The organism is Paenibacillus sp. JT31N17 (genome assembly GCF_056269255.1).
Genome location: NZ_JBWDNP010000002.1, coordinates 871735 through 894596 on the forward strand (window position 1 = coordinate 871735; position 22862 = coordinate 894596).

18 protein-coding genes and 2 tRNA genes are annotated in these 22862 nt (G+C 49.8%); 17 read left to right on the top strand and 3 right to left on the bottom strand.

Going from position 1 to position 22862, the window contains the following annotated elements; all coding sequences use genetic code 11:
- The first annotated feature begins 151 nt into the window (after positions 1-151).
- Entirely contained in the window at positions 152-592 is a 441-nt protein-coding gene (locus AC0YOB_RS11370; protein WP_475792933.1) for a MerR family transcriptional regulator, read from the top strand.
- A gap of 431 nt (positions 593-1023) precedes the next feature.
- Here AC0YOB_RS11370 and AC0YOB_RS11375 read toward each other — a convergent pair.
- A tRNA-Arg gene (locus AC0YOB_RS11375) sits at positions 1024-1100 on the bottom strand.
- A gap of 195 nt (positions 1101-1295) precedes the next feature.
- On the opposite strand from AC0YOB_RS11375, the gene AC0YOB_RS11380 reads away from it, so the two are divergent.
- Positions 1296-4514 (top strand): efflux RND transporter permease subunit, encoded by a 3219-nt coding sequence (locus AC0YOB_RS11380; RefSeq protein ID WP_475792934.1) that lies wholly within the window; start codon positions 1296-1298, stop codon positions 4512-4514.
- Between the two features lie 19 nt (positions 4515-4533).
- Positions 4534-5427 carry a TetR/AcrR family transcriptional regulator gene (locus tag AC0YOB_RS11385; RefSeq protein WP_475792935.1) on the top strand — a complete coding sequence of 298 codons (894 nt, stop codon included), beginning with the start codon at positions 4534-4536 and terminating at the stop codon, positions 5425-5427.
- A gap of 462 nt (positions 5428-5889) precedes the next feature.
- Here the strand turns inward: AC0YOB_RS11385 and AC0YOB_RS11390 are convergent, their stop codons facing one another.
- Entirely contained in the window at positions 5890-6018 is a 129-nt protein-coding gene (locus tag AC0YOB_RS11390) for a sporulation protein YjcZ (RefSeq protein ID WP_210045623.1), read from the bottom strand.
- Positions 6019-6241: 223 nt separating this feature from the next.
- Positions 6242-6315, bottom strand: a tRNA-Gly gene (locus AC0YOB_RS11395).
- A 185-nt stretch (positions 6316-6500) separates the two neighbouring features.
- Here AC0YOB_RS11395 and AC0YOB_RS11400 point away from each other — a divergent pair.
- The 14 genes from AC0YOB_RS11400 to hemC all read left to right on the top strand — a co-directional run bounded on the left by AC0YOB_RS11400 (position 6501) and on the right by hemC (position 22861).
- Positions 6501-7412 carry a hypothetical protein gene (locus AC0YOB_RS11400; protein ID WP_475765182.1) on the top strand — a complete coding sequence of 304 codons (912 nt, stop codon included), beginning with the start codon at positions 6501-6503 and terminating at the stop codon, positions 7410-7412.
- Between the two features lie 95 nt (positions 7413-7507).
- Positions 7508-8809: a trigger factor gene (tig, locus tag AC0YOB_RS11405; protein WP_475792936.1), complete on the top strand. Its 1302-nt coding sequence runs from the start codon at positions 7508-7510 to the stop codon at positions 8807-8809.
- Between the two features lie 228 nt (positions 8810-9037).
- A complete protein-coding gene (gene clpP / locus AC0YOB_RS11410; RefSeq protein ID WP_210045625.1) occupies positions 9038-9634 on the top strand; it encodes an ATP-dependent Clp endopeptidase proteolytic subunit ClpP in 597 nt (198 codons plus the stop codon).
- A gap of 23 nt (positions 9635-9657) precedes the next feature.
- Positions 9658-10914, top strand: a complete 1257-nt coding sequence (gene clpX, locus AC0YOB_RS11415; RefSeq protein WP_210045626.1) for an ATP-dependent protease ATP-binding subunit ClpX — start codon at positions 9658-9660, stop codon at positions 10912-10914.
- Positions 10915-11020: 106 nt separating this feature from the next.
- Positions 11021-12136, top strand: coding sequence for a flavodoxin-dependent (E)-4-hydroxy-3-methylbut-2-enyl-diphosphate synthase (gene ispG, locus AC0YOB_RS11420; protein ID WP_210045627.1), 1116 nt, complete (start codon positions 11021-11023; stop codon positions 12134-12136).
- Between the two features lie 253 nt (positions 12137-12389).
- Positions 12390-14096, top strand: a complete 1707-nt coding sequence (gene lonB / locus AC0YOB_RS11425; RefSeq protein WP_210045628.1) for an ATP-dependent protease LonB — start codon at positions 12390-12392, stop codon at positions 14094-14096.
- 86 nt (positions 14097-14182) lie between these two features.
- Positions 14183-16525 carry an endopeptidase La gene (gene lon, locus AC0YOB_RS11430; protein ID WP_210045629.1) on the top strand — a complete coding sequence of 781 codons (2343 nt, stop codon included), beginning with the start codon at positions 14183-14185 and terminating at the stop codon, positions 16523-16525.
- An 18-nt stretch (positions 16526-16543) separates the two neighbouring features.
- Positions 16544-17188 (top strand): ribosome biogenesis GTP-binding protein YihA/YsxC, encoded by a 645-nt coding sequence (yihA, locus tag AC0YOB_RS11435; RefSeq protein ID WP_210045630.1) that lies wholly within the window; start codon positions 16544-16546, stop codon positions 17186-17188.
- A gap of 166 nt (positions 17189-17354) precedes the next feature.
- Complete coding sequence (locus AC0YOB_RS11440; protein ID WP_475792937.1) at positions 17355-17945, top strand: non-ribosomal peptide synthetase module; 591 nt, start codon at positions 17355-17357, stop codon at positions 17943-17945.
- A gap of 323 nt (positions 17946-18268) precedes the next feature.
- A complete protein-coding gene (gene speD, locus AC0YOB_RS11445; protein ID WP_475792938.1) occupies positions 18269-18667 on the top strand; it encodes an adenosylmethionine decarboxylase in 399 nt (132 codons plus the stop codon).
- 177 nt (positions 18668-18844) lie between these two features.
- Positions 18845-20254 (top strand): glutamyl-tRNA reductase, encoded by a 1410-nt coding sequence (hemA, locus tag AC0YOB_RS11450; RefSeq protein ID WP_475792939.1) that lies wholly within the window; start codon positions 18845-18847, stop codon positions 20252-20254.
- Positions 20255-20353: 99 nt separating this feature from the next.
- On the top strand, positions 20354-21172 hold the full coding sequence (locus AC0YOB_RS11455; protein WP_210045634.1) for a cytochrome C assembly family protein: 819 nt from the start codon (positions 20354-20356) through the stop codon (positions 21170-21172).
- Positions 21173-21215: 43 nt separating this feature from the next.
- Positions 21216-21896, top strand: coding sequence for a precorrin-2 dehydrogenase/sirohydrochlorin ferrochelatase family protein (locus AC0YOB_RS11460; RefSeq protein WP_475792940.1), 681 nt, complete (start codon positions 21216-21218; stop codon positions 21894-21896).
- Positions 21893-22861, top strand: coding sequence for a hydroxymethylbilane synthase (gene hemC / locus AC0YOB_RS11465; RefSeq protein WP_475792941.1), 969 nt, complete (start codon positions 21893-21895; stop codon positions 22859-22861). Before AC0YOB_RS11460 ends, hemC begins: the two co-directional genes overlap by 4 nt.
- Position 22862 lies beyond the last annotated feature (1 nt).

The following is a 22862-nucleotide window of genomic DNA, read 5'->3' on the forward strand; positions in this document are numbered from 1 at the left end:
AAATGTAAAACAGCAAATGGCGCGCACCCCGGGAATTGGCACCGCAGCGGGGATCCCGCTTACGGCTGATTTGCATTACAATAAGCTTAGATCCTTCGTGTAACACGAAGTCAAGCCGTCATCAATAAATTTTTCTCAAGGAGGATTCCACATGCATACAGTCAAAGAAGCCGCCTTGATAACGGGACTCACCGAGCACGCCGTGCGCTTTTACACGGATAAAGGCCTGGTGCCGAGCGAACAGCGCAATCAAAAAAACATTCGGATGTTCGACGAAGAATCGATCAACTGGCTGCATGGTATCAAATGCCTCAAGCAATCCGGGATGCCGATTGAGGTCATCAAAACGTACGTCGACCTCTGTCTCGAAGGGGATTCGACCATTCCGCAACGCAGCGCACTCATGATAGAGCATAAAGAAGCGGCGCTTGTTAAGCTCGAAGAAGCCAAACGGCATGTTGCCCATTTGGAACAAAAAACCGCCCTATATCAGGCCATTCTGGAGCACCGCACTCCTGACACGACCAATCCCGGCAACTGGGACAAAATCCAGAATATGCATTCAGACGTATTTTATTCGCCTTCAGTTTGAAAGGCGTGAGAGATATTCGTGACTACATTAACCGCCTTAAAAAACACTTAGGTTTGAATCATTTGGTTGGCTTGGCATTGAACGAGATAGTTTAGATTGCTAACGTAGAACGTGTAATCGTCCCAAGTATTGGCCGGATCAACGGGACATACAACCTAGAGGGCAAAATAGATGGAGGGGGTGGGATTATTTATCGAAGAAGTAAAATTCCAAGCGCTTGGGATTTTAAATGGAGCCCAACGAGCGGCCTGCATTAATGTGAATCATTTGATTTCATGTGTGTAGAAAATGTGTAGAAAAAATTCAAAACCTATCGTTTCCAATCATATTCTCAAGGATTATCATAGGTAACAAAAAACCCCCGAAACCCAGTGACATCAAGGGTTTCGGGGGTTTTAGATATTTATTAAATTGAACGTATCGCGACCTAATGGCGTCCCAGGAGGGATTCGAACCCCCGACCCACGCCTTAGAAGGGCGTTGCTCTATCCAGCTGAGCTACTGGGACACGTAAGTGATATTATAGCATGCATTTTTTGAAAAGCGCAAGAGGAATTTCAAATATGTTTTTATTGTGACTGACCGTTCAACCAGGCTTCATTTGAACGCTGTTTAATTGACTTTTGAACTTTGTTCAAATAGTATGGAATTATATTTGAACGAATGGTCAATGAAGTCATATAAAGAGATGAGGAGTGGAAGGATGAAAGGAATTATCCGATTTTCAATAAACAACAAATTCGCCATCTGGATCATGACGATTATTGTCACGGTTGGCGGATTGTATGCGGGTCTGAACATGAAGCAGGAGACCATTCCGAACATTAGTGTTCCCATACTGGTGGTCAATACCGTGTTCCCGGGCGCAACTCCGGAAGAGGTGGCGGACAAGCTGACCATCCCGCTCGAGCAGCGGCTCAAGAACATGAATGGCGTCACCGCATTCACCTCAACTTCATCAGAGAACGTTTCTTCCATCGTTGTGGAGTATGATTACGGCAAGGATATGAAGGAAGCGGAGAGTGAGCTGAAAGCTGTCACCGATGGTTTTGAACTGCCAAGCGGCGCACAGGATACGCAGATATCCAAAATCAGCCTTAATGATTTTCCGATTATGTCTCTGAGTATTTCCAGCGGCAGCGGAATGACGCTTGAAGAGGTCACGAAGCTGGTCGAGGAAGATTTGAAGCCATCGCTTGAAGGCATTGACGGAATGGGCGCGGTAGCGATCTCCGGCCAGCAGGTGAAGGAAGTTCAGCTAACCTTTAATAAAGACAAGATGGCCGAGCTTGGCCTTAGTGAAGATACGGTTAAAGGAATAGTACAAGCCTCGGCCGTCAAAGCCCCTCTTGGCCTGTTTGAAATGGACAAGACCGAGAAAGCCATCGTCGTTGATGGCAATGTTACTACGCTTGATCAGTTGAAAAATATTGAGATCCCGGCAATTCCATCCGGTGCAGGCGGAACACCGCCGCAGGGCGCTGCTGGAGGCGCAGGACAAGCTGCTGGAGGCGCAGGACAGGCTGCAGGTGCTCCCGGAGGAGGGGCAGCAGCCGGCAATGGCGGAACAGGGCAAGGCGCTGTCAATCAGGCTCCCCAAGGTTCACAAGCGCCAACAGAAATCCCGACTGTTAAATTGTCGGAAATTGCCAATATCGAATTGGTCTCCATGCCGGAATCCATCTCCCGGACGAACGGGGAGCCTTCTATCGGCATCAATATTACAAAATCCTCAGATGCCAATACCGTTGACGTTGTCAATGCGGTGAAGGACGAGACGGCTCAATTCCAGAAAGAGCATGCGGAAATTAAATCCCTTGTGATGCTGGATCAGGGCAAGCCGATTGAGGAATCAGTCAGCACGATGATCGACAAGGCGCTGTTCGGCGCACTGTTTGCAGTTATTGTCATTCTTTTGTTCCTGCGCAATTTCAGAACGACGATCATATCCATTATTTCCATACCGCTGTCACTGGTTATCGCTCTCTTGCTTCTCCAGCAGATGGATATCACTCTTAACATTATGACGCTTGGCGCGATGACGGTCGCGATCGGGAGGGTCGTCGATGACTCGATTGTCGTCATTGAGAACAATTACAGGCGGATGTCTCTGCGTTCCGAGAAGCTCAGAGGCAAGGCGCTGATCACCGAGGCGACCAGAGAGATGTTTATGCCGATTCTCTCATCGACCTTGGTCACGATTGCCGTATTCCTTCCGCTTGGAACCGTTACAGGACCCATTGGTCAAATTTTTATGCCGTTTGCGCTGACAATGGTGTTTGCGCTGCTTGCTTCACTGCTCGTAGCCATCACTGTCGTGCCGATGATGACCCATTTGATGTTCCGCAAAGGTCTGAAGGAAAGTCAGAAGCATGAGGAACGTCCCGGCGTTATCGCCGTCCGGTATCGCAAAATTCTGGGATGGGCGCTTAATCATAAGCTGATTACCTTCGTTGGCGCTATTGTCATACTGGCCGCTAGCTTCTTCCTGGTTCCGAAGATCGGAGTTAGCTTCCTTCCGGATGAACCGGAGAAATATGCCATGGTGACGTATTCGCCAGGACCGGGAAAAACCCTGGCCGACGTCGAGCAGACCTCGCTTGATGCGGAGAAGCTGATCATGGAACGCGCAGGTGTAACTAATCTGCAGTATTCGGTCGGCGGACAGAGTCCGTTCGGCGCATCATCAGGCAAAAGCGCGTTGTTCTATGTACAGTATGAGAGTGACGTGAAGGATTTCAACGCTGAAAAAGATAAGCTGGTCGAAGCCCTCAAAACGGTGGAACCGTCAGGCAATTGGGGACAGATGAATCTCGGAGGCGGCGGTCTTGGCGGCAGTCAGCTGAGCCTGTCCGTATACGGTGACAGTTTTGATGCTATTAAACCGGTCGTTACGCAAATCGAGGATCTGATGAAAAAGGACAGCTCCTTTGAAAAAGTTGACAACTCTCTTTCCCAGCAATATCAGCAGTATACGCTTGTCGCCGATCAGCAAAAGCTGAGCAAGCTTGGCTTGACAGCCGGTCAGATCGTCATGAAGCTCAGTCCGGTGCGCGAACGTCCGGTATTGACGCAGGTGACCGTAGACGACAAGGATTACAATGTGTATGTGCAGGTGGATACGAAGCAGTACGGTTCCATTTCCGACATTGAGAACGAGACGATCACTTCGCCGCTTGGCGTGACCGTACCGCTCAAAGATGTCATCAAAGTGGAAGAAGGTACATCGGCCGACACGGTATCCCGCAAAGACGGCAAGCTTTATGTGGGGGTATCGGCTAACATTGTGTCCAAAGATGTGAACAAGGCCAGCACAGACCTGAAGGCTGAAATTGATAAAATAGACCTTCCTGCGAATGTGACAGTCGACTTTGGCGGCGTCGCCGAGCAGATCAACGAAACCTTTACCCAGCTTGGTCTGGCCATGGCTGCGGCCATTGCGATTGTGTACCTGCTGCTGGTTATCACCTTTGGCGGAGCTCTGACGCCGTTTGCTATATTGTTCTCCCTGCCGTTTACCATTATCGGAGCGTTAGTCGGTCTGTATTTGGCCGGGGAAACAATCAGTGCGGCGGCTATGATGGGAGCGCTCATGCTGATCGGGATCGTGGTTACCAACGCAATTGTGCTGCTTGACCGCGTACTGCATATGGAGAAGGCGGGGCTCAGCACCCGGGAAGCGCTCATTGAGGCGGCTGGAACCCGGCTGCGTCCGATTTTGATGACAGCTCTTGCCACCATTGGAGCGCTTCTGCCGCTCGTGCTTGGCTTTGAAGGCGGCAGCGGCGGACTAATTTCCAAGGGGCTGGGTGTGACCGTAATTGGCGGACTGGCCAGCTCGACGGTACTGACACTGCTCATCGTGCCAATCGTTTATGAATTCCTGGCTAAATTCCGCAGAAAGGCCGCAATTGAAGAGTAAGGAAGGCGGTGTCTGACACGTGGAAGGCAAAAAACAGCAAATTCTCGAAGGCGCCATGAAGCGTTTTTCGGAAAAGGGCTACAGAGGGACGTCCATTCAGGATATTGCTGACGCCCTGGGCATTTCTAAAGGTTCTCTATACTTCTATTTCAAATCAAAAGAAGATCTGTTATTCTCCATATTCAAGTACTACATTGGGAAAATGAGTAAAAGAGCGAAGGAGATTTCCGAATCCACGGAACTCTCCTCCCGCGACAAGCTGCGGAAACGGATTACGATGAGCTATGAGCTGTATAACCAGCATAAGAGCTTCATCAATATCATTATGCAGGAACGCTTTGATCTGAATGAGGAGCTGCATGATCTGATCCTTCAATTAAGAGCAAGCGGGCTTCTGGCCACACGTACCGCCATACGCGAGCATTACGGGCCGGATGTTGAGCGTTATGCCAACGATGCGGCTATATTCTTTAACGCTTTTATTGAGGGCTACATGGGCTTTGTCATTCTGGAAGGCAAGAAGTTTGATATCGAGCGTTTGGCAGCTTATATTCTGGAGCGCATGGATCAGCTGATGGCAGGTATGGTTACGGGCAACGCTGAAGTGATTATGGACCGTGAAGTGCTGGAGGATTGGATATGCACTTCCTCCGAGCTTCGCAGCGATGATGGGAATCATAACGTCAGTGCTGATATTGAGGCCATCCGTACGGTTATCTCCGAATCAGACGTGCCTTCCGATGTCGCTGCAGAGATGAATTCCTCACTCCAGTTGCTGGAGAATGAACTCGACAAATCGGACCCGCAGCCCGTCCTCATTAAGGGAATGCTGGCCCTTCTGAAAAGCACCAAAATCGTGGAGCTCAAAAAGCTTGTGATCAAGCTGGAGGCTGGCATAAGTGAATTGATCTGAATGCATGAATAATTGGATATCATCATGCAAGGCAGTATAAAAGCGGACTGTTTAGGCGCGTAAAGCGCATAACGGTCCGTTTTTGCATGTCTATTCAAAAATGGTCGATATATGACGGTTAGCGGACACGTTATAGTGGTAATAAGTACGGACGGTCGAACCAGAACCCGCTCTGGGCATACTCAGGCCTGCTCCAGCCTTCCAATTATTGTAGCTAGGGGAGAAACAGCATCCGGATATCAGGGAGCTCGAGAACGGCCTTTATGGACGCTATAGCCTGCTGCTCACGGATTCTTGCTCTTTTCACTTATGCAATGCAAGGAAATCGGCGAATGCAGGACAGATGCCGTTCAGGAGCAGATGCAGCTTGGCGTAAATAGCTAAAAGACCCGCTTGGCAGCGGGTCAATTAATGGAGTTTTCAAGGTCCGGAACATATGGAGGGTTACGTTCCAAATGTTAATTAATAACCGAATCCACCAAAGCCGCATCCACGGGAGATAATGACCAGCAAGATAAAGAGTACGAGAATAAATCCGATTCCTGTGCCAAATCCGCCATAGCCAACACCACCAACACCAGCGTAGCCCATTCAAAAGCACCTCCTTGCGTCTAGGGTACTCTTTAAGGTATGCACACCTGCCCCAGTGCGATTGGGTATTTATCACATAACGTCATTGGCCCAGGTAATGGAATAGGAACTGGCAGAGCGGGCATAGATAAAGCATCCGTTCCAAACCATATTCGAGAGTGAATTTTTCAGGCGCAAAACAACAAAAAAGCCTTGCAGATCAAGGCTTTCAGGAATTATTTAGTGGAGCGGGTGAAGGGAATCGAACCCTCGCCTCAAGCTTGGGAAGCTGGCGTTCTGCCATTGAACTACACCCGCACTAGAAAATTGGCAGCGTACTGCGACCAATAAATGATAGCACAGGGTGCAATGGAAATCAATAACAGACAGTGTTATAATCGAACACATATCAAAAGCAGGCTCCGCTGCCGGTGCGGATGGACTGATAAGGTGGTGATACTATTACAACTTCAAATTCCCCTCAAGGCGACAGTAAGGAAAATGTGTATTTGTTTCCGCGCATGCTTGATCAATACCAGCTGCAGCTGACACGGATGCTTGAAGCCGAGCAGTATGGCGAAGCCAAACAATTGCTCCGCTTTCTGATGAACTGCCAGGGCGAGGAGAAACGCCACTATGAAGAATGGGGCAGCCTGCTCACTTGGCTCGATATGGCTTTTCCCACTTTTGAAGCGTCTGACCATGGCTATGGTTCGCTGGAGAATGCTGAGCTAAAAGCCGATGAGGACGAGGATTCCTTCAGAAGGGACGCCTTGGCGCCGGAAGAATATGATGATGCTTACGTTCAACAAGTCCTGTATATTATGCGGAATCATCCTATACCCGATCAGCAGGTGCTGGCCTTGGAGAGAGCCGCTCATATTCAGCATCCCGATGTGGATGAAGCGATTGTCGCCTGGCTTACGGGCAGCGAGCTTCATCCGGCCCTGCAGTTCAAGGCGCTCCAATGTTTGCATCGCCGGGGCGTAACGGGGAAATTGCCGCTTTTGCGGATGGGGGAGCAGGTCGAGCTTGAAATTGAGCTGACGCCGCTTTCGATGGATGGCTTTCCCGAGCCTGTTTCCAGAGTGCTCGAGAGAGTGGAGTCGGTGACGGAGGTTATTGACGTAACCATGCCTCATTTTGCGCGTGAAATGTGGAAGGAGTGCCTCCAATGCTTTTATGGAACCACCATCTACGACCGGCTGGTCAACGGCGACGATGAAACCATTGATTGCTTTGCGGGCGCGCTTCACCTCATCGTAGAATTATCTCTTTATGACAGGGCAAGCGACGATGATATCCGCGATACATACGGTATAACGCAAGCGCTCCGATTTCAGTATGAACAGGCTTGCCGCTCGCTCAGGCAGGTGGCATTGCTGCAGGACCGGGAGGATGGAAGCGAGTCTTGATATTCGCCCGGATGTTGATTATAATAGAATGGTTTATTAGCGTGAATCATCGGACGCGAGAAAAGCGTTAGTTAATTTGGAGGGGAAAGCATAACATGAAAGCAACTTGGGAAAAAATAGACAAGAACCTTGTCTCCATCGACGTTGAAGTCGAGACCGAGCAAGTGAGTGAAGCGCTGGACAAGGCCTTCAAGAAAGTCGTTGCAAAAGTAAACGTACCTGGATTCCGCAAAGGAAAAGTACCCCGCGGTATTTTTGAAGCCCGTTTCGGTATCGAAAGCCTCTATCAGGATGCAATTGACATTCTTCTTCCGGATGTATATTCCGAAGCGCTGAAAGAAACAGAGATCATTCCGGTTGACCGGCCTGATATCGAAGTGGAGCAGTTCAGCAAAGGACAGCCTTTCAAATTCAAAGCCAAGGTAACCGTCAAGCCTGAAGTTCAATTGGGCGAATACAAAGGCATTGAAGTTCCGGCTGTAGATGAAACGGTTACGGAAGAGGAGATTGCAGCTGAGCTTGATCGTCTGCAGCAGCGTCATGCCGAGCTGACTGTTCTTGACGAAGGGGCGGCTGAACTTGGCGATGTGACCTCGATTGATTTTGAAGGTTTCGTTGACGGGGAAGCGTTTGAAGGCGGCAAGGGAGAAGGACACTCGCTGGAGCTGGGCTCCAATTCTTTCATCCCTGGCTTTGAAGATCAGGTAGTCGGCATGCAAATCGGCGATTTCAAGGACATTGAAGTGACATTCCCTGAAACCTACCACGCCGAGAATCTTGCAGGCAAGCAGGCGGTATTCAAAGTAAAGCTTCATGAAATCAAACGCAAGAACCTGCCTGCGCTTGACGATGAATTTGCCAAAGACGTAAGCGAATTTGATACGTTGGATGAATTCAAGGAAGATCTCGTGACCAAACTGGTCGAGAACAAGAAAAAAAGCAATGAGCAGGCCCGTGAAACGGCTGTAGTGGAAAAGGTGGCCGATGCGGCCGTTATTGATATTCCCGATGCTATGATTGAATCCGAAACAGACTTTATGGTTCGTGATTTCGAGAACCGCCTGCGCATGCAGGGGATGAATCTGGATATGTATTACCAGTTCTCAGGACAGGATGAAGCAGCCCTGCGCGCTCAAATGAGCAGCGATGCCCAGAAGCGCGTCCGCAATAATTTGGTGCTTGAGCAAATTGCCAAAAACGAAGGCATCGAAGTTGGCGACGAGGACCTGAATGAGGAGCTGGAGACGTTGTCCAAGCAGTACAGCCGTACGGCAGACGAGCTTCGCGAGATTTTCGCAGCTAACGGCAATCTGGACAATATCAAGGAAGATCTGGTTCTTCGCAAAACGATCAAGTTCCTGTTGGACAACAGTAAAGTTACAACTGAAGTTGCTTAATATCGCTCCCGGCGGGCGATGTGTAGCCGCCATGAGGAAGTAAGGCACGTGTACACGTGCCTTATTTCTCCCTTTAGAGGGTTTAAGTTTACAATTGGGATACCTGTCCCGTACATAATGGTTTGCCAGTATCGTATAATGTAGTATTCGTAAAAAATGACATTGCCTGCGTAACATGTTAAAATAAATACGGTATTAAAAGTCGATAAGAGAAAGAAGGTTGGTCGCATGAATCTGGTACCTATAGTCGTTGAACAAACGAATCGGGGAGAAAGATCTTACGATATTTACTCTCGTCTTTTGAAGGATCGGATCATTTTTCTAGGAAGTGCGATCGACGATGATGTGGCAAACTCGATCATCGCACAGCTGCTGTTTCTGGCTGCTGACGATCCTGAGAAGGATATCCATCTGTACATTAACTCGCCAGGCGGTTCGGTAACCGCAGGGATGGGGATTTACGATACGATGCAATTCATCAAGCCGGATGTCTCGACGATTTGTGTGGGACTTGCAGCCAGCATGGGTTCGCTACTGCTGACGGCTGGAGCCAAGGGCAAGCGTTTCTCGCTTCCCAACAGCGAAGTCATGATCCATCAGCCGCTGGGCGGCGTTCGCGGCCAGGCATCCGATATCAAGATTCACGCGGACTGGATTTTGAAAACCAAGCAAAAGCTCAATCAGATTTATGTTGACCGCACCGGACAGCCTTATGAGAAAGTTGACCGCGATACGGACCGTGACTATTTCATGAGTGCGGAAGAAGCGCTCAATTACGGCTTGATCGACAAGGTCGTCTCATCAAGCAATATAAGCAACCTGTAACAAATCGAAGAAGGGGTGATCCCATGTTTAAATTCAATGAGGAGAAGGGCCAGCTGAAATGTTCTTTCTGCGGCAAATCTCAAGATCAGGTGCGTAAACTTGTCGCCGGTCCTGGCGTGTATATATGCGATGAATGCATCGAGCTTTGTACGGAGATCGTGGAGGAAGAGCTCGGTCATGAAGAAGAGCTTGATCTGAAAGACATTCCGAAGCCAAAAGATATCCGCAACATCCTTGACCAATATGTAATCGGCCAGGAGCAGGCGAAGAAATCGCTGTCTGTTGCCGTATACAATCATTACAAGCGTGTCAACTCGCAAAATAAGCTTGAGGACGTTGAACTGCAAAAAAGCAATATTTTGCTGGTAGGCCCAACAGGCTCCGGTAAGACGCTGCTCGCGCAGACGATGGCCAAAATCTTGAATGTTCCGTTTGCCATCGCTGATGCTACCTCGCTGACGGAAGCCGGATATGTAGGCGAAGATGTCGAGAATATTTTGCTGAAGTTGATTCAAGCGGCTGATTATGATGTGGAGAAAGCGGAACGCGGCATTATCTACATCGATGAAATTGACAAAGTAGCGCGCAAGTCGGAGAATCCTTCCATTACCCGTGATGTATCGGGCGAAGGTGTTCAACAAGCGCTTCTCAAAATTCTCGAAGGTACGGTTGCATCGGTTCCGCCTCAAGGCGGGCGCAAGCATCCGCATCAGGAGTTCATCCAAATCGACACCACGAATATTCTGTTCATCTGCGGCGGCGCGTTCGACGGTCTGGAGCAGCTTATCAAGCGCCGGATCGGCAAGAAGGTCATCGGCTTCAACGCTGCCGGAGACAGCCAGAAGGATTTGAAAGCCGGCGAGTACCTGTCCATGGTGCTTCCGGAGGATCTGCTCAAATTTGGTTTGATCCCGGAGTTTGTAGGCCGTCTGCCGGTTATTTCTACCCTGGAGCCGCTTGATGAGCCTGCGCTCGTTCGTATTCTTTCCGAGCCCAAGAATGCGCTTGTGAAACAGTACCAGAAGCTGCTTGAAATGGATAACGTCAAGCTGGATTTTGAGCCTGCCGCATTGGATGCGATTGCTAAAGAAGCGATCAAACGCAATACCGGCGCCCGCGGCTTGCGTGCGATCATCGAAGGCTTGATGCTGGATGTTATGTATGAGGTTCCTTCCCGCGATGATGTGAATAACTGCATCATTACCGAGAAAGTGGTTCAGGATCGGGTTATGCCTGAATTATCCTCCAAGAAAAGCAAGAAGAAGGAAGAAAGCGCCTGATTCAATTAAAGAACGCTCTAAAGTATCCACCTCTGTCCAAGCGGCCTTACAGGTCGTTTTGACAGGGGTGGACTTTGACGTTAACGGGAGGGAGACGTTGCCTGATATGTATACACGTAGAGATACCATACCGGTTAAGTTAGGCCCGCTCACCATCGGGGGAAGCGACGAAGTAATCATCCAGAGCATGTGCACGACCAAGACGGCGGATGTGGAAGCGACTGTCGCCGAAATTCTTCGCCTGGAGGAAGCCGGCTGTCAGGCTGTCCGTGTCACGGTTAACAATAAAGAAGCGGCGGAAGCCATCAAAGAAATCAAAAAGCGCATTCATATACCGCTCGTTGCGGATATACATTTTGATTACCGTCTGGCGCTGGCTGCCATTGAGAACGGCGTGGATAAGGTGCGGATCAATCCGGGCAATATCGGCCGCCGCGAGAAGGTTGAAGCTGTCGTGAAGGCGTGCAAGGAGCGGGGCATTCCGATACGAATCGGCGTCAACGCAGGTTCGCTTGAGAACCACCTGCTTGAGAAATACGGCTATCCGACTCCCGAAGCAATGGTGGAAAGCGCCCTTTTTCATATCGGTATTTTGGAAGAACTTGATTTTCATGACATTATCGTTTCTCTTAAAGCATCCGATGTGCCGATGGCTATAGCCGCTTACCGGATGGCTGCCGAACAGATTCGCTATCCTCTTCACCTGGGCATTACCGAAGCAGGAACGCTGCATACGGGCACCATTAAGAGCTCTGCGGGAATTGGCGCGCTGCTTGCGATGGGAATCGGGAACACCGTACGGATCAGCCTGAGCGCAGATCCGGTGGAAGAGGTCAAGGTGGCGCGGGAGCTTTTGAAGTCCTTCGGTCTGATCACCAACGCGGCGACGCTCGTTTCCTGTCCGACCTGCGGGCGGCTGGATATTGATTTGTTCACCATCGCCAATGAAGTTGAAGAGTACATCAGTAAAATCAAAGTCCCCATTAAGGTCTCCGTTCTGGGCTGTGCGGTTAACGGGCCGGGCGAAGCCAGAGAAGCAGATATCGGCATTGCCGGAGCACGGGGAGAAGGCATGCTGTTCCGGTACGGGGAGATGATCCGCAAGGTGCCTGAAGCTGATCTTCTGGCTGAACTGAAGAAAGAAATCGACGAGATCGTCCGCGTCTATGAAGCAACGGGGGAGATTCCCGGACGCAAGGCTCATTCTGTACCGCATGCGTAAAAGCAGCAAACGATTCAAACTTTAGAATCAAATAGCGATTATTCCATCCGGCTGGGGGCAATACTGACAGGTATGAGTCCCGATATGCCGGATTTTTTTTAATAGCAGACCGTACGCTGCTGCTATTTCCAAAAAGGGATAACACTTACTTCACCGCCAGGAATGGCCCAAGCCTGCCTGCATGCGGTTTTCGCTGCCGCAAGCATGCAGAATGGACCATTTGCCCAGTGGTTTGAGAGGAGTATTAATCGCTATGAGTTTAAATTTGATTCTAATGCTGATTCAAGTATTTTTTGCGATCGTGATCGGACTGTACTTTTGGAATTTATTACGCAGTCAGAAGACCAACCGCACCGCTGTTGACAAGGAGTCCCGCAAGGAAATGGATAAGCTCCGCAAGCTTCGCTCGGTATCGCTTACCAAGCCATTGTCCGAAAAAACGCGTCCCCAGACCATTAATGATATTGTCGGCCAGCGCGACGGCTTGAGAGCCCTCAAAGCGGCTCTGTGCAGCGCCAATCCCCAGCATGTGATCATTTATGGACCTCCAGGGGTAGGAAAGACCGCGGCAGCCCGTGTCGTTCTGGAGGAAGCCAAAAAGAATCCAACCTCTCCATTTCTGCCGGATGCCAAGTTTACGGAGATTGACGCCACCACCGCCCGTTTCGACGAACGCGGGATTGCGGATCCGCTGATCGGCTCTGTGCATGATCCGATTTATCAGGGGGCTGGTGCCATGGGTGTGGCCGGGATTCCGCAGCCGAAGCCGGGTGCAGTAACCAAAGCCCACGGCGGTATGCTGTTCATCGATGAAATCGGCGAGCTGCATCCCATACAGATGAACAAGCTGCTTAAAGTGCTGGAGGACCGTAAAGTGTATCTGGAGAGCGCTTATTACAATTCCGAGGATACTTCAGTACCCATGTATATTCATGATATTTTTCAAAATGGGCTTCCGGCGGATTTCAGACTGGTGGGGGCTACCACGAGGTCACCGCAGGAGCTTCCGCCAGCACTGCGTTCCAGGTGCATGGAAATCTATTTCCGTCCGCTGCTGCCTGCCGAAATTGCCCAAATCTCGGTTAATGCCCTGAAAAAAATCGGCCTGCCGCCTTCACAAGATGCGATTGATGTGGTTACCCGCTATGCCACCAACGGCCGTGAAGCGGTCAATGTGATTCAGCTTGCCGCCGGTCTTGCCTTGTCTGAATCGCGTGAGGGGATCACGGCAGCGGATGTCGAATGGGTGGTCAACAGCAGCCAGATTCCGCCGAGACCCGACCGCAAAGTCCCTGCGCTCCCGCAGATCGGTTTCGTCAATGGTCTTGCCGTCTATGGACCGAATATGGGAACGATGCTGGAGATTGAGGTTAGCGCGATTCCAGCCAGGGCCGGCAAAGGCAGCTACACCATTACAGGCGTTGTGGAAGAGGAAGAGCTCGGCGGCGGAAGCAGCAGGACAATACGGAGGAAAAGCATGGCAAAGGGCTCGGTCGAGAATGTTCTGACTGTGCTGCGGAGAATCGGGTTTAAGCCTGAAAACTTTGATTTGCATATTAATTTCCCCGGTGGAACACCGATCGACGGTCCTTCAGCCGGAATTGCTATGGCAACCGCCATCGCTTCCGCGATCAAGAGCGAGCCGATTGACAATAAACTTGCCATGACCGGGGAAGTTGGCATCCATGGAGATGTGAAGCCGGTGGGCGGTGTGCTTGCCAAGGTGGAGGCAGCGTTCCAGGCAGGTGCGGATACGGTTATCATCCCGCGTGAGAACTGGCAGGCGATTTTTGCGGATCTGCAAGGACTGCAGATCATCCCGGTCGGTCATATCGACGAGGTGTTCAGGCATGTATTCCGCGATATGGATAAGCTTATTCCGGCGCATCAGCCGACTGCTGCAAGTGATGTTTTTATCGCACCGAGCCTTCCCTATTTGCAGGCTGATTCCGTTGAGTGATAAAATAGGGATAGGCACTCAAGTAAGAGCCTTATTTTTCCGTCAGACAAAAGGGTTGAAATTGCTTCAAGAACGGAGGTGCTGGTATGGGACCTGCAAAATGGAAAGGCCGAAGGCTGCCTCTGCTTCCACTCAGAGGGCTGCTTGTATACCCCAGCATGGTGCTTCATCTTGATGTCGGCAGAGAGAAATCGGTACGCGCATTGGACCGTGCCATGCTTGACGATCATATGATCCTGCTGTGTTCACAGTCAGAAGTAAATATTGAAGAGCCAACACAAGAGGATATTTACCGCGTCGGCACGATAGCGCGCGTCAGACAGATGCTCAAGCTGCCGAACGGCACGATACGTGTATTGGTGGAGGGTGTCAACAGGGCGGAGATTGTGGATTATTTGCCCAATGATGATTTTTACGAAGTAACCGTCAAGGAAATGCCGGAAGCGGAGTCCAGCGATCCTGAAATCGATGCGCTCATGAGAACGGTATTGAACCAGTTTGAGCATTATATCAATTTATCGAAGAAGGTCACTCCTGAGACGCTCGCGGCCGTTTCTGATATTGATGAGCCTGGCCGGCTTGCCGATGTCATAACGAGCCACTTGACTCTCAAGATTAAAGACAAACAGGACATTCTGGAAACCATTGATGTCCGTGACCGGCTTGAGAAGCTGCTCGATATTTTGAATAATGAGCGCGAAGTGCTGGAGCTTGAACGGAAAATAAGCCAGCGCGTCAAAAAACAGATGGAAAAGACGCAAAAGGAATATTATTTGCGTGAGCAAATGAAGGCCATCCAGAAGGAGCTGGGGGAGAAGGAAGGCCGCGCCGGAGAAGTGGAAGAGCTTCGGACGCTGATGACAGAGGCCGAGCTTCCGGATAAAGTTAAAGAGAAGGTCGAGAAGGAAATCGACCGTTTGGAGAAAATGCCGGCTTCTTCTGCTGAGGGCGGTGTTATCCGCAATTATATCGATTGGCTTCTTTCGCTTCCCTGGAATAAGAAAACAGAAGATGATCTGGATGTATCCAAAGCCGAACAGATTCTCAATGAGGATCATTACGGCTTGGAGAAGCCGAAGGAACGGGTTCTGGAATACTTGGCCGTGCAGCAGCTTGTGAAAAAGCTGAAAGGGCCGATATTGTGTCTGGTGGGGCCGCCAGGGGTAGGTAAAACCTCACTGGCACGTTCCATCGCCAAGTCGCTCGGACGCCAATTTGTACGTATCTCGCTTGGCGGCGTGCGGGATGAAGCGGAGATCCGCGGCCATCGCCGTACGTACGTCGGAGCCATGCCTGGGCGGATTGTACAGGGCATGAAGACAGCGGGAACGCGCAATCCGGTATTCCTGCTGGATGAGATCGACAAAATGGCGATGGATTTTCGCGGAGATCCGGCATCGGCACTGTTGGAGGTGCTTGATCCGGAGCAGAACAACACATTCAGCGACCATTTTATTGAGGTGCCGTTTGACTTGTCGAATGTGATGTTCGTGACAACGGCAAACGCTGTGCACAATATTCCGCGCCCCTTATTGGATCGTATGGAAATGCTCTTTATTCCCGGTTATACCGAGCTGGAGAAGCTGCAGATTGCCGAGCGTTATCTACTGCCCAAGCAGAAGCGGGAGCACGGCCTTCAGGAGGAGCAGCTTCTGCTCGACGATATCGCAATGATGCAGGTCATCCGAGAGTATACAAGAGAATCCGGGGTTCGTAATCTGGAGCAGCAGGTCGCGGCAATATGCCGTAAGGCAGCCAAAGCGATCGTGTCCGATCCGGAGCGCACCCCTATTCAAGTGGATACGGCCAAAGTGAAGGAGTGGCTCGGGCCTTCCAAATTCCGCTACGGTATGGCTGAGATCGAGGATCAGATTGGGGCAGTAACCGGACTTGCCTGGACGGAAGTGGGCGGCGACACGCTGGTCATTGAAGTTACGGTATTGCCCGGCAGCGGCAAACTGACCTTGACCGGTCAGCTTGGCGACGTCATGAAGGAATCGGCTCAGGCTGCTTTTAGTTTTACGCGTTCCAAAGCCAAGGAGTTGAACATTGATCCGGATTTCCACGAGAAGAACGATATTCACATCCATATCCCGGAGGGAGCGATTCCCAAGGATGGCCCTTCTGCCGGCATTACGATGGCAACGGCGCTCATCTCCGCGTTAACCGGCCGTCATGTGTCCAAGGAAGTGGCCATGACCGGAGAGATTACGCTGAGAGGCCGTGTACTGCCAATCGGAGGATTGAAAGAAAAATCCTTGGCAGCGCATCGCGCAGGAATCAAAAAGGTGCTGCTCCCCAAAGAAAACGAGCGTGATCTGCGCGATATTCCGGAGAGCATAAGAAACGATCTGGATTTTATTCCGGTCAGCCATATGGATGAGGTGCTGCAGCACGCCCTTACGCAGCTGCCTATTCAGACGCATTAGAAAGCAGGTTATTCAAGAATGAATGTCAACAAAGCCGAATTTGTGATTAGCGCTGTAGAGCCTTCCCAATATCCTGAGGACGCCTTGCCGGAGTTTGCTCTGGCAGGGCGTTCGAATGTCGGGAAATCATCATTGATCAATAAATTGATCCAACGCAAGAACCTGGCCCGTACGAGCTCTCAGCCCGGCAAAACCCAGCAGCTTAATTATTACCGTATCGAGGACAGACTTTACTTCGTCGATTTCCCCGGATACGGGTATGCCAAAGTGTCCAAGACGCAGCGCGAGCAGTGGGGCAAAATGATCGAGAGATTTCTGCAAAACCGCGAACCGCTCAAAATGGTCATGCTCATCATCGATGTTCGTCATGAACCTTCCAAAGACGATAAAATGATGTACGATTGGTTGAAGTTTTACGATATTCCGGTCTGTATCATCGTCACCAAAGCGGATAAAATTCCGCGCAGCAAGTGGGACAAACATATTAAAATGATTAAGAACACATTGGGAACCGTCCCCAGTGATGCAATGGTGCTGTTTTCTTCCGAGACGGGACTTGGACGCGACGAGGTCTGGAGCATTATTGTGGAGCGGATCGCGGAAGCGCGGGAAGAGGATGAACAGCAGGAAGAGCAGGAAGTCCGCGATGAAGCATCCGAATAACGAGCAAAGTGCATAATATGATACGTTCATGAGTGATTATTCGTGATTCTTCTGGAATTTGAGTGAATTTCAAGAACAACCGGCAGGAATAAACGGCAATGATGAAGTATAATATATTTAAGCAAAGGTTTACAAAGGGCATGTTTATAGAATTGAGGAGATTTTTATGGCTCAGCGGATAGCCACGGAATATGTCAAAGCTTCTCTGCAACTAACGGCTGATGAGATGGCGGGATTTGTTCGTTTCTTTGAAGATCATCATGTGCAGCAGCAGGTCATGGTGCTCGATAACGGCAATCACGAAATGATTCTCGAAGACCAAGCAGGACATGAAGAAGTCCGCTTAATTTTTGAACGTCAAGAAGATCATTACATTTGTGAACTTTCCTGCCGGTTGGTTAAACCAAAATTAACAAATGCTATGCGCAAAGCAGTTTCCATTTTTCGCGGGAATGCCATTGTCAATCGGATTTATCCTTCTTATACGATGGTTTATTATTATGAAATGGGCGCTGTACGCAAAATTGTAGAGAATACCGGTGGAGAATTGCGTGTTGTTTTCGAGTATAAGAATACCGTTGGCCAGCTTGAGGAACGGTTCCGCAGCACGGAAATCGAACGTGAGATCAAAATCATCCACCACACCATCAATGAACTGCTCGATTTACGCAACCAATGCACAGACCGGGATCAGATTGCCGGAATCGACGAGCAATTAAAGCACCACACCCGTCATTTGTTCGTGTTGGAAGCATAATCACTTGACATTATATGCATGATTGAAAGCCGCCGCCATGGCGGCTTTTATTTTTTGCAGCCTCTGTGCGTCTCCAAGGCTCTGGCGCGAATGCTGCAGTCATGGGACTGAGGATAAAACTTCATATAAAGAATTTAAAAAAACTATTGCATTTATCAGCGATAGATGTTATTTTTATTCTCGTTGAAAAGAATATTAGGAACCAGGATTCACTCAGGACATGGTAATGTTGCGAGAGATTTTTCCCTCGGGCAGTGAATGACGTAGGTCCTAGCGGATGAAAGTTTTCAAACATTTTATTCCTAGGAAGGGGGAACCGAAAGATGGAATACTCAACTTTCGGAAGACACGTTGCTGTTGACACATGGGGTGTAGATTTTGACCTGCTCAACAACGCGGAATTTTTACAAGCCCAAATGGTGGAGGCTGCTGAAAGCTGCGGCGCTACCGTACTCTCTGTGCAAGCAAAACAATTTGAGCCACAAGGCGCAACCGTTCTTGTACTGCTGTCTGAAAGTCATCTCTCCATTCACACGTATCCTGAGAAAGGTTTTGCTGCTCTCGACTGTTATACGTGCGGAGAAACAGTGGATCCGCAGCTTGCGATCGACTACATGCTGTCTGTTTTGAAACCAACAACGACTCATGCCAAGAAATTGATTCGTGGAATGGGCGAATTGAAGGTTGTAGAACCGGATTTGAAGCAAGTCGAGCTTGTGTAACATTTTCATATGACTTGATCAATGACCACGGAGCTTTCGTGGTCATTTTTAATGCGGTTTTTAATCATGATGCATTCAAACAATTTTCATAATTGCAGGAGTACAGGTTGTCGAACTATGCTATAATAATTGATGATTAAGACGATAATAACTGTAAAGAAAGGCAGGTGAACGCGCATGCACATATTGGTTGTTGGCCTTAATTACCGTACGGCTCCAGTCGAAGTCAGAGAAAAATTTACTTTTACAGACGAGGCCCTTCCGGAGGCCCTTAAACAATTACAGCAGACGAACAGCGTCATGGAATGTGTCATTGTTGCGACCTGCAATCGTACCGAGTTGTATGCTGTAGTCGATCGTCCGCATTTATGCGGTCATTATATCCGTCACTTTATGGAACAATGGTTTGACATGCCGAGACAGCAATTTACGAACGATCTATATATGTATGAAGATGAACGTGCGATTGAGCATTTGTTCCGAGTCACATGCGGACTTGATTCCATGGTGATTGGGGAAACTCAAATTCTGGGTCAGGTGAAGAGTGCTTTTCTGCTTGCACAGCAGCAGAAGACGACGGGCACGATGTTTAACATGCTGTTCAAGCAGGCGGTGACACTGGCCAAAAAGGCGCATTCCGAGACATCAATCGGAGAAGCTGCCGTCTCGGTCAGTTATGCGGCAGTTGAATTGGGCAAACGGATTTTCGGACAATTCAGCGGCAAGACAGTCATGATTATCGGTGCAGGCAAGATGAGCGAACTGACTGCCAAGCATTTGTATGCCAATGGAGTCAGCAGAGTTTTTGTCGTGAACCGGACGTATGACCGTGCAGTAGAGCTTGCGGACAAGTTTAACGGGATTCCCCTATCCTTGACGGATGCGATTCATCGTCTTCATGAGACGGATATTGTCATCAGCTCAACAGGATCCAACGGTTATGTGCTGTCGAGGGCACAGGTGGCGGCTGCCATCAAGTCACGCAAGGCGCGTCCCCTTTTTATGATTGATATTGCTGTACCGCGTGATCTGGATCCTGCAATCGCATCAGTTGAAAATGTGTTTTTGTATGATATCGATGATCTCGAAGGCATTGTAGAGAGCAATCTGGAGCAGCGCCGGACAGAAGCGGCCAAGATTGAGATCTTTATAGCTGAGGAATTGGATGTATATCGCCAGTGGTATAAGACGCTAGGCGTCGCACCGCTCATTCGCGCTTTGCAGGACAAGGCAGCAGTTATTCACGAAGAAACCATGGAGAGCCTGACCAACAAGCTCCCTGACCTGGGCGAACGCGAGAAGAAAATTATCCGCAAGCTGACAAAAAGCATAGTGAACCAAATGATGCACGATCCGATTGTCCGTATTAAAGAGATGGCCTCCGAGAAGCATGCCGATGATGCGATGGATTTGTTTGTGAAATTATTCGCATTGGAAGAGGAAATCGCAGAGGCCAAGCTTGAGGAACGCAGATCGACCAAACAACGTGAGGCTGTCTCTTCAGCAGAGGGCGCTCATATCTCGTCACTCGGAAAAAATCCTGGAGCGCAGACAGCCTCCCGTACAATCGCTGCTGCGACCACTTAATTTTTATATCGAGCGATTGGGATCAAGTGAACTTGACAGGCGGCGAATAGCCGCCATTTCCTTATCCGGCGATCTCAAGCCGTACTTGTGGAGGCGCCCATGGTTACACAAAACTGGTTATATGATGCAATGCTTTATATCTATGCCCTGAGCCTGCTCTTTTACTTCTCGGATTTCGTTGACCGGAACCGGAGGGCGAAACGAGTGGGAACAGGGCTGCTTACTTTCGTTTGGGTGCTGCAGGCGGTATTTCTGGTTCAGCGGATTGCTTCGCATCTGGATATGACCTTTATGAGCCTGTTTGAATATTTATTGCTGTTCTCCTGGCTGCTGGTGACGATATCGCTCGTTATCAGTCAATTTTTCCGGATTGAATTTATTGTTTTCTTCGCAAATGTAATCGGCTTCGCGGTACTGACGCTTAATTTGTTCGGTATCGGCTCAGGAGCGTCGCTGGCCCCTTGGGAGCTCGCTAGAGAACTGCTGGTGGTTCATGTCAGCCTGATGATCTGTGCCTTTGCCGCGCTTACGATAAGCGCCATTTTCTCAGGTATGTATTTGTTCCTGCATGGCAGATTGAAAGGAAAGAGGTGGACCAAGAGCGTTCAGCGGCTGCCCAGTTTGGATGTTATGGACCGCTTCATGTTCAGGGCGTCGTTAATCGGTACGCCGCTGCTTACATTGTCTTTGGCGGTTGCGGTTACATCGATTTTGACGGAAGGCAGATATACTCTGCTGCTTGATCCCAAGGTGCTTACTTCCTTCGTTGCATTGGCACTCTATATTGCCAACATATTGAGGCATCGATGGTTCAACGGGACAGTCTGGAACAGCGCCCGCTTTAATTTGATCAGCTTTGGCGTTCTGCTGCTTAATCTGTTAATGAATAAGGCCTCTTCTTTTCACGGCTGGTCATAGATTCCTTAAGCCGTATACGCTAAGGAAAGTAGGTTGAACAATTTTGGCTGATTTTTATCCAATGATGGTGAATCTCAAAGAGAAGCTCTGCGTTGTAATCGGAGGGGGAGCTGTCGCGGAGCGCAAGGTGCTCGGACTGCTGGAAGCCGGAGCGGACAGGCTTGTGGTCGTGAGCCCCTTGCTTACTGAGGAGCTTCAACGATTGGCAGAGTTGAGGTCTATCCGGCATAAGCGGAGGGAATACAAGGAAGAGGATTTAGCCGATGCTTTTCTTGTATTCGCAGCTACCGGGAATCGGGCTGTCAATCATTCCGTCTCCTTGTCTGCAGCGGGCAGCGGGGTATTGTGCAATGTGGCGGACAAAGCCGAAGAAGGGGCATTTATTACTCCTGCGGTCGTCCGCAGAGGCGATCTGCTGTTGGCTGTGACGAGCGGAGGGGCGAGCCCCTCCCTGATAGCGCGCATCAAGCGGGAGCTGGAAATGAACTATGGGAAAGAGCTGGGAACTGCACTTCCGAAGCTGGGCCTTTTGCGTAAACAAGCTCTTGAGAAGGAGCCTGATGAGAAACGAAGGCATGCCATTTTAAAGCTTGCGGCTCAGGAGATACTTGCTTATTCGAGAGGAGAATCGCCTACGGCTGAACGCTCTGGTTCTGTGGAGGAAGAGATCGGCGGCTGGTTGAACCGGCTTCAGGATATAGTGGAGAAGGGGCATGAGGAATGACATATATCATTGACGGAAAGCGGACTATTGTGGTCGGAACACGGCAAAGCGCGCTGGCTTTGACCCAAACAGGCCAGGTAATTGATCAGCTGCTATCATTATGCGCTCTGCATCAATTGGATTATTCTTTTGAGGTGCGCAAAATCATTACGAAAGGCGACCGCATTCTGGATGTCACGCTGTCCAAGGTGGGCGGAAAAGGTTTGTTTGTGAAAGAAATTGAACAAGCCTTGTTCGACGGGGAGATTGATATTGCCGTTCACAGCATGAAGGACATGCCCTTCGAGCTGCCTGAGGGGCTTATCAATGGAGCCACGCCCAAGCGGGTCGATCCAAGGGATTGTCTGATCAGCAAAAACAATTTCTCGCTGGAGCAGCTTCCACAAGGAGCAAAGGTCGGCACCAGCAGTTTAAGACGATCCAGCCAGCTTAAGCACGCCCGTCCCGATCTGCAAATTGAATCAATCAGAGGCAATATTGATTCACGAATCCGCAAGCTCGAGACAGAAGGCTTCGATGCCATCGTTCTGGCGGCTGCGGGGATCAAGAGAATGGGCTGGGAGGACAGGGTATCCTCTTACGTGCCTGTAGAGCTGTCTGTTCCCGCAGTGGGTCAGGGGGCGCTTGGTATTGAGTGCCGCGAGGATGACAAGGAAGTTCGCGATCTGCTCGATTTATTTAATGATCCTATGACGTCATTAGCCGTACGTGCAGAGCGCAGCTTTCTAGGAGCGCTGAACGGAGGCTGTCAAATTCCGATCGGAGCCTATGCGACGATTATCGATCAGCAGGAAGCCAAGCAAACTCCTGTTCTCGCGCTTACAGGTATTGTCGGTTCACCGGATGGCGCGATACTGCTGAAAGAAACCATTCATGGGAGTGATCCCGAGAAGCTGGGCAAGGAAGTCGCGGATGCGCTCATAGAGAGAGGTGCAGACCGTATTTTGGCCGAAATTGGGGGATGAA

Coding starts and splice junctions, on each gene's coding strand:
- hemA (WP_475792939.1), top strand. CDS start 18,845: ATGCACATATTGGTTGTTGGCCTTAATTACCGTACGGCTCCAGTCGAA.
- AC0YOB_RS11370 (WP_475792933.1), top strand. CDS start 152: ATGCATACAGTCAAAGAAGCCGCCTTGATAACGGGACTCACCGAGCAC.
- AC0YOB_RS11455 (WP_210045634.1), top strand. CDS start 20,354: ATGGTTACACAAAACTGGTTATATGATGCAATGCTTTATATCTATGCC.
- speD (WP_475792938.1), top strand. CDS start 18,269: ATGGAATACTCAACTTTCGGAAGACACGTTGCTGTTGACACATGGGGT.
- AC0YOB_RS11380 (WP_475792934.1), top strand. CDS start 1,296: ATGAAAGGAATTATCCGATTTTCAATAAACAACAAATTCGCCATCTGG.
- lonB (WP_210045628.1), top strand. CDS start 12,390: ATGAGTTTAAATTTGATTCTAATGCTGATTCAAGTATTTTTTGCGATC.
- clpP (WP_210045625.1), top strand. CDS start 9,038: ATGAATCTGGTACCTATAGTCGTTGAACAAACGAATCGGGGAGAAAGA.
- clpX (WP_210045626.1), top strand. CDS start 9,658: ATGTTTAAATTCAATGAGGAGAAGGGCCAGCTGAAATGTTCTTTCTGC.
- lon (WP_210045629.1), top strand. CDS start 14,183: ATGGGACCTGCAAAATGGAAAGGCCGAAGGCTGCCTCTGCTTCCACTC.
- ispG (WP_210045627.1), top strand. CDS start 11,021: ATGTATACACGTAGAGATACCATACCGGTTAAGTTAGGCCCGCTCACC.
- hemC (WP_475792941.1), top strand. CDS start 21,893: ATGACATATATCATTGACGGAAAGCGGACTATTGTGGTCGGAACACGG.
- tig (WP_475792936.1), top strand. CDS start 7,508: ATGAAAGCAACTTGGGAAAAAATAGACAAGAACCTTGTCTCCATCGAC.
- AC0YOB_RS11390 (WP_210045623.1), bottom strand. CDS start 6,018: ATGGGCTACGCTGGTGTTGGTGGTGTTGGCTATGGCGGATTTGGCACA.
- yihA (WP_210045630.1), top strand. CDS start 16,544: ATGAATGTCAACAAAGCCGAATTTGTGATTAGCGCTGTAGAGCCTTCC.
- AC0YOB_RS11440 (WP_475792937.1), top strand. CDS start 17,355: ATGGCTCAGCGGATAGCCACGGAATATGTCAAAGCTTCTCTGCAACTA.